Here is a 7116-nt window from a genome sequence, read left to right as displayed (position 1 = left end):
TTGGGATTGACAAACCAAGGCCCGTTACAGAAGCCCGGATGGGCGCAGCGATATCCGGGGTCTCACGAACTAGACCGTTGATCCCGGATATCGCTGCGCTCATCCGGGCTCCGCGATGCAACTCCACGCCTGCAGATCGGGGCCTCCTGGTTCGAGAGGCGCCGCCTTGGGCCTCTTTGCCTTGGTTTGCATGGGAGCTCGGCGCTCCTCACCATGAGGGTCTGAGCTCTCGCTGCGATCTCACCTCTTCTCGCATCCAGCCTCGCCGCGGACCCGCGGCCCCCGCAAGGAGGCTCGTCATGGTCATATGTAGCTCCGGCTTCGGAGCCGGACCCTCATGGTGAGGAGCGCCGCGCCTATGAGCCAATCCAGCGAACCGTGCCGAGGGCGGCGCGTCCCGAACCATGAGGCTCCCGTCTCAGCCCTTCTTCGATGAAGTCTTCTTCGTCGTTTTCCGGCTGGTCTTCTTCGCGGTCTTCTTGCGCGATGTCTTCGACGCCGTCTTGGCGGTCTTCTTCGCCGCCGACCGCGCGCTCTTCTTCGGCGGCACCTTCTTGCCTTCGCGGCGCGCCTCCGACAGGCCGATGGCGATCGCCTGCCTTCGGCTCTTCACCTTGCGGCCGGAGCCGCCGCTCTTCAACGTGCCGGCCTTGCGCTTCTTCATCGCGCGCTCGACGTCGCGGGACGCGCCCTTCGAATATTTGCGTGCTGTTCGTGCCATGATGATGGTCTCCTTGTGACAGCACAGCAATCAACACACGCGGCGAAGGTTCCGATATCGCGGAACAGCCGGCAGGAAGAGTAGCTAATCCGGCGCGCGCAGGCGATAGCCGATGCCGGTCTCGGTCAGCACGAATTGCGGCCGCTCGGGATCGGCCTCGATCTTCTGACGCAGCTGGCGCACATAGACGCGGAGATATTGGGCGTCAGTCAGCTCGTCCCAGAGCTCCTTGAGCAGGAAGCGATGCGTCAGCACCTTGCCGGCGTGCTGCACCAGCACGCGCAGCAGATCATATTCCTTCGGCGACAGCTTGATCTCGCGCTCGCCGACCTTGACGATGCGGCGGACGAGGTCGACCGAGAGATCACCCGTGCGAAACACCGGGCGCTCGCCCTGCACCTGCAACTGATGCCGCAGAGCCGCGCGCAGCCGCGCCAGCAGCTCCTCCATGCCGAACGGCTTGGTGATGTAGTCGTCGGCGCCGAGATCCAGCGCCTTCACCTTTCCCGCCTCGTCGCCACGGCTCGACAGCACCACGATCGGAATGCTCTCGTTGCGCGACCGGATGGTGCGCAGGAGTTCGTGGCCGTCGATGTCGGGCAGGCCGAGATCGAGGATGATCAAAGCCGGCCCCTCGGCGAGCTTTTCGAGCGCGACCTTGCCGCTCGGCGCCTCCAGGATCTCGTAGCCCTGCGTCGCCAGTCCCATCCGCAAGAGCTTGCGGATCGGCGGCTCGTCGTCGATGGCCAGCACCTTGATGGGAGCACCTGTCATGCGGCCGTATCCAGCGGTTTGGCCTGCGCCGGCACCGGCAGGCGGATGGTGAGGATCGCGCCGCGCCGATCGGTGCGGTTGCCGGCGAAGATGCGGCCATGCATCGCCTCGATGAAGCCACGCGAGATCGCAAGCCCCAGCCCCGTCCCGGGGCGCACCTGGTCGCCCTTCTGCACCCGATAGAACTTGTCGAACACGTGCTCGATCTCGGCGGCGGGAATGCCGTCGCCTTCGTCACGGACGTCCAGCACGACCCAGTTGCCATCGCGCGCAGCACGGATCGCAATCGAGGTGTCGGCAGGCGCATATTTTGCGGCGTTGTCGAGCAGATTGAACAGGACCTGCTCGAACAGCACGGCATCGACCTCGACCATCGGCAGATCAGCGGCCAGATCGAGCGACACCCGGTGACCGGCAAGGATCTTGCTCGCGCGCCGTAGCGCGCTGCCGACAATTTCGCTGAGATCGTGCAGGGCGGTGTTCGGCTTGATCGCGCCGGATTCGAGCTTGGTCATGTCGAGCAGGTTGGCGATGAAGCGGTTGAGCCGCTCGGATTCATCGATCACGGTCGCGAGCAGATCGAGCTTCTCCCGGTCCGACAGCCGGGTCGCGAGATCGCGCATCGTCGAGGCGGCGCCGAGCACGGAGGCGAGCGGCGTCTTCAGATCATGGGAGATCGAGGTCAGCAGCGCCGAGCGCAACCGGTCCTGCTCCATCGTGCGCTTGACCTTGTCCATGTCCTCGACCAGCAGCACGCGCTCGATCGCGAGCGCGCCCTGGTCGACCAGCGCGTCGAGCAGCCGGCGCTGATCGGGCGTCAGCAGCGGGCCGGTGCGGTCGTCATCGATGCCGATGACCCCGATCGAACCGCGCCCGGTGCGCATCGGCAGGAACAGGCGCTTGGCGCCGGGCAGCGTGTCGGAGCCGCGGCCGGCGACGCGGTCGTTGCTCCAGGCCCAGCTGGCCGCGGCGAGGTCGGCGTCGTCGAGCTGATCCTCCGGCGGATAGCCGGCCATCACGGTGAGCTTGCCGTCCTGTGGCAGCAGCAGCACGACCCGGACCTTCAACATCAAAGCCGCCTGATAGGCAGTCGCCCACAACACGTCGTCGAGCGTCGCCGTGCCTGCCAGCTTGCGGCTGAACGCGTAGAGCTGTTCGGTGGTGCGGATGCGCTGGGTCGCCGTGTCAGCCTGCACGCGCACCCGGGCTGCGACGTTGGATACCAGCAGCGCGATCAACATGAAGAAGAAGAACGCCGCCACGTTGGTCGGATCGGTGATCGTGAACGTATAGAGCGGCGGCAGAAAGAAGAAATTGTAGCACAGCGAGGCGACGACGCTCGCCAGCAGCGACGGCCACAGGCCGTAGCGCGCGGCGACGCCGACCACCGCGGTGAGGAAGACGAGGTCGACATTCTCGATGCCGAAGAATGGCTGGATCAGTTCGGCGAGGCCGAGGCCCGCCGCCGTGATCAGCAGCGCCATCACATAGGGCTTTGGCCGCATCGGCTCGCTGCGAGCGCGCATCTGGACGGACGGGCTCGCGGGCTCGGTCGACTCCTCGCCGGGAATGACGTGAATACTGATGTTGCCGGCACGTCGCACCAGATCATGCACCACCGATCCCCTGATGATCTCGAACAGGCGCGAGCGCTGCGACTTGCCGATGATGATCTGGGTGACGTTGTTGGCCTGCGCGAAGCCGATGAGATCGTCGGCGATGCGGCGGCCGACGCCGGGGATCGTCAGCGCCTCGCCGCCCAGCGTCTCGGCCAGCCGCAGCGTATCGGCGAGGCGATCACGCTGCTTGTCCGAGAGCTGGAGGTTGCGCCGCGTCTCGATCGTGACCGCGGTCCACGGAGCATGGACGCGATCGGCGAGCCGCTTGGTGTAGCGCACCAGGCCGGCGGCACGCGGATCCTCGGAGACGCAGACGAGGATGCGTTCGCCCGCCGCCCAGGGTCCGGCGATGGCGTTCGCCTGCATATGGTTGAGCAGTTGCTCGTCGACCCGCTCGGCGGTCCGGCGCAGCGCCAGCTCACGCAACGCGGTCAGGTTACCGGGCGAGAAATAATGCTCCAGCGCGCGCTCGGCCTGTTTGGGCACATAGACCTTGCCCTCCTTCAGCCGCTGGATCAGATCGTCGGGCGTGAGGTCGATCAACTCGATCGCATCGGCGCGGTCGAGGATCGAATCGGGCACGGTCTCGCGCACCCGCACATGGGTGATCTGCGCGACGACGTCGTTGAGGCTCTCGATGTGCTGGACGTTGACGGCGGTGTAGACGTCGACGCCGTGCGACAGCAGTTCCTCGACGTCGAGATAGCGCTTCGGATGCCGGCTGCCGGCGGCGTTGGTATGGGCCAGCTCGTCGACGATCGCGAGCTTCGGCCGCCGCGCGATCACGGCGTCCAGGTCCATCTCCTCGATGACCTGGTCCCTGTAGACGATGCGCTTGCGGGGGATCACTTCGAGGCCACGCACCAGCGCCTCGGTCTCGGCGCGGCCATGGGTCTCGACAAAGCCGATGACGACGTCGATGCCGGCCTTCAGCTTGGCATGCGCGCTCGACAGCATCTCATAGGTCTTGCCGACGCCGGGGGCGGCGCCGACGAAAATCTTGAGCTTTCCGGCAGGACTGTCCTCCCGCCGGGCTGCTTCGAGCAGGGCTTCCGGCGAGGGACGTTGGTCAGGATCGCGGCGTTGACTGGCCATGCGGCATTATAAGCGGAGAGACCTCGGCGCCAAGGCCGAGGCCCGCGCGGACCTCATTGCAGCTTGGCAGCATCCAGCGCCAGATTGAGCGCAAGCACGTTAACGCGGGGTTCGCCGAGCAGCCCCAGCAACCGCCCCTTGACCTGCTGCGCGACCAGGGTCCGGATGCTGGCCTCTGGCACACCGCGGGCCTTGGCCACCCGCGGCACTTGGAACAGCGCCGCCTCCGGCGAGATGTCCGGATCGAGCCCGCTGGCCGAGGTCGTCACCAGGTCGACCGGCACCGGCTGCCCCGGGTTTTCCGCCTTGAGCTTGTCGACGTCCTCCTTCAGGCGGTCGGCCAGCGCCTTGCTGGTGGGTCCAAGGTTCGAGCCCGACGAGTTGGCCGCGTTATAGGGGGCCGGCACCGTCTTGGTTGAATCGTTGGGGTCGGCGGCCGTCGTCGCCGACAGCCGGCCGTGGAAATATTTGTCGTCCTTGAACTCCTGGCCGATCAGCGCCGAGCCGATCACCTGGCCGCTGCGCGTGATCAGGCTGCCTTCGGCCTGAGCAGGAAAGATGGTGCCCGCGACGACGGTCATGGCGAGCGGATAGAGCAGCCCGGTGATCAAGGTCAGCGCAAGCATGACGAGAATGGCGGGACGAACTTCTTTGAGCATGGGAGGTCTCCTGTATCTCTGCCGTCATTGCGAGGAGCAAAGCGACGAAGCAATCCAGAGTCGCGTGGCCCGGGACAGTCCTGGATTGCCTCGCTCGCAATGACGGCGGTGAGGGCTTAAGCCAGATGCAAGGCGGTCACGATCAAGTCGATCGCCTTGATGCCGATGAACGGGATGATGATGCCGCCGAGGCCGTAGATCAGCAGGTTGCGGCCGAGCAGCGCGCCGGCGCCGATAGCGCGGTAGGCAACGCCTTTCAGCGCCAGCGGGATCAGCGCGATGATGATCAGCGCGTTGAAGATGATCGCCGAGAGGATCGCGCTCTGCGGGCTGGCGAGATTCATGACGTTCAGCACGTTGAGCTGCGGGTAGAACGCCAGGAACATCGCCGGGATGATCGCAAAGTACTTGGCGACGTCATTGGCGATCGAGAAGGTCGTCAGTGCACCGCGCGTCATCAGCAGCTGCTTGCCGATCTCCACGACCTCGATCAGCTTGGTCGGGTTGGAGTCGAGGTCGACCATGTTGCCGGCCTCGCGCGCCGCCTGCGTGCCGGTGTTCATGGCGACGCCGACATCCGCCTGCGCCAGCGCCGGCGCGTCGTTGGTGCCGTCGCCGCACATCGCGACCAGCTTGCCCTTGGCCTGTTCGTCGCGGATCAGCCGGAGCTTGTCCTCCGGCGTCGCCTGAGCCAGGAAATCGTCGACGCCGGCCTCGGCGGCGATCGCAGCCGCGGTCATCGGATTGTCGCCGGTGATCATGATGGTGCGGATGCCCATGCGGCGCAGCTCGGCGAAGCGCTCGCGGATACCGCCCTTGACGATGTCCTTCAGCTGGATGACGCCGAGCAGCCGGCCGTCCTTGGCCACCGCCAGCGGCGTGCCGCCGGACTTGGCGATCTCATCGGCGATCGCTCTGGTCTCACGGGCCAGCTCGCTTTCCATGGGCTGGATCGCGCGCATCGTGTTACCGGACGCGACCTGGGTCGTGCCGCCGCTGATATAATTGAGGATCGCATCGACCGCGCCCTTGCGCACCGAAGAGCCGCCGGCATCGACGCCGCTCATGCGGGTCTGCGCCGTGAACGGAACGAAGGTGGCGCCGAGCTCGGCCATATCACGGCCGCGGATGCCGTATTTCTCTTTGGCCAGCACGACGATCGAACGGCCCTCCGGCGTCTCGTCGGCGAGCGAGGCGAGTTGCGCCGCATCGGCAAGCTCCTGCTCGCTGACGCCGCGGACCGGACGGAACGCGGTGGCCTGGCGGTTGCCGAGCGTGATGGTGCCGGTCTTGTCGAGCAGCAGGGTGTCGACGTCGCCGGCGGCCTCGACGGCGCGGCCGGACATCGCCAGCACGTTGAAGCGCACCAGGCGGTCCATGCCGGCGATGCCGATCGCCGACAACAGTGCGCCGATCGTGGTCGGGATCAGGGTCACGAACAGCGCCACCAGCACGACCACCGAGATCGAGCCGCCGGCATAGGCCGCGTAGCTCGGGATCGTCACCGTCGCGAACACGAAGATGATGGTGAGGCCGGCGAGCAGGATGTTCAGCGCGATCTCGTTCGGCGTTTTCTGCCGCTCGGCACCCTCGACCAGCTTGATCATGCGGTCGATGAAGGTCGAGCCCTGCGCGGCGGTGATGCGCACGCGGATCCAGTCCGACAGCACCTGGGTGCCGCCGGTCACCGCCGAGCGGTCGCCGCCGGATTCGCGGATGACCGGCGCGGACTCGCCGGTGATGGCCGCCTCGTTGACCGAGGCGACGCCTTCGATCACCTCGCCGTCGGACGGGATCGTGTCGCCGGCCTCGACCAGCACGATGTCGCCGACCTTCAGGCTGGTGCCCGCAACGAGCCGGTAGGTGTGATCCGCCGGGCTCGTCCCAGTCAGCAGCTTGGCCTGGCTCTCGGTGCGGGTCTTGCGCAGCGAATCCGCCTGCGCCTTGCCGCGGCCTTCGGCGACGGCCTCGGCGAAATTCGCGAACAGCACGGTGAACCACAGCCAGAGGATGATCTGGAAGGTGAAGCCGAGATTCGCGCCGCCGGTCACGACATCGCGCAGAAAGATGACGGTGGTGAGCGCGGCGACGATCTCGACCACGAACATCACGGGGTTCTTGATCATCAGCCGCGGATCGAGCTTGACGAAAGCGGCCTTGATGGCGGGCAGCACGATCTTCGCATCGAGCATCGTCGACATCGACGAGCGCTTCTGCAGTTTGACGGTTTCCATGGAGATTGCTCCGA

The 7116-nt window shown here is 66.2% G+C and carries 5 protein-coding genes; all 5 read right to left on the bottom strand.

The window, feature by feature from the left end; translation table 11 throughout:
• Positions 1-418: 418 nt before the first annotated feature.
• The 5 genes from HL671_RS19320 to kdpB all read right to left on the bottom strand — a co-directional run bounded on the left by HL671_RS19320 (position 419) and on the right by kdpB (position 7102).
• The gene (locus HL671_RS19320; protein WP_172237597.1) at positions 419-721 is read right to left on the bottom strand and encodes a DUF6496 domain-containing protein; all 303 of its coding nucleotides are present in this window, start codon (positions 719-721) and stop codon (positions 419-421) included.
• Between the two features lie 84 nt (positions 722-805).
• Positions 806-1495 (bottom strand): response regulator, encoded by a 690-nt coding sequence (locus HL671_RS19315; protein WP_012046196.1) that lies wholly within the window; start codon positions 1493-1495, stop codon positions 806-808.
• Positions 1492-4209, bottom strand: a complete 2718-nt coding sequence (locus tag HL671_RS19310; protein ID WP_172237594.1) for a sensor histidine kinase — start codon at positions 4207-4209, stop codon at positions 1492-1494. Before HL671_RS19310 ends, HL671_RS19315 begins: the two co-directional genes overlap by 4 nt.
• Before the next feature lie 53 nt (positions 4210-4262).
• Complete coding sequence (locus HL671_RS19305; protein WP_172237591.1) at positions 4263-4868, bottom strand: K(+)-transporting ATPase subunit C; 606 nt, start codon at positions 4866-4868, stop codon at positions 4263-4265.
• A 116-nt stretch (positions 4869-4984) separates the two neighbouring features.
• Positions 4985-7102 carry a potassium-transporting ATPase subunit KdpB gene (kdpB, locus tag HL671_RS19300; protein WP_012046199.1) on the bottom strand — a complete coding sequence of 706 codons (2118 nt, stop codon included), beginning with the start codon at positions 7100-7102 and terminating at the stop codon, positions 4985-4987.
• Positions 7103-7116: the final 14 nt, after the last annotated feature.

Origin of the sequence: Bradyrhizobium denitrificans (genome assembly GCF_013179005.1) — a bacterium.
GTDB lineage: Bacteria > Pseudomonadota > Alphaproteobacteria > Rhizobiales > Xanthobacteraceae > Bradyrhizobium > Bradyrhizobium denitrificans.
Note: the sequence above shows the minus strand (reverse complement) of the source record. Positions and strands in the feature narration are given on the sequence as shown.

Bases quoted from the DNA above. Each gene is read 5' to 3' on its own strand.
- HL671_RS19310 (WP_172237594.1), bottom strand. From the start codon at position 4,209: ATGGCCAGTCAACGCCGCGATCCTGACCAACGTCCCTCGCCGGAAGCC.
- kdpB (WP_012046199.1), bottom strand. From the start codon at position 7,102: ATGGAAACCGTCAAACTGCAGAAGCGCTCGTCGATGTCGACGATGCTC.
- HL671_RS19305 (WP_172237591.1), bottom strand. From the start codon at position 4,868: ATGCTCAAAGAAGTTCGTCCCGCCATTCTCGTCATGCTTGCGCTGACC.
- HL671_RS19315 (WP_012046196.1), bottom strand. From the start codon at position 1,495: ATGACAGGTGCTCCCATCAAGGTGCTGGCCATCGACGACGAGCCGCCG.
- HL671_RS19320 (WP_172237597.1), bottom strand. From the start codon at position 721: ATGGCACGAACAGCACGCAAATATTCGAAGGGCGCGTCCCGCGACGTC.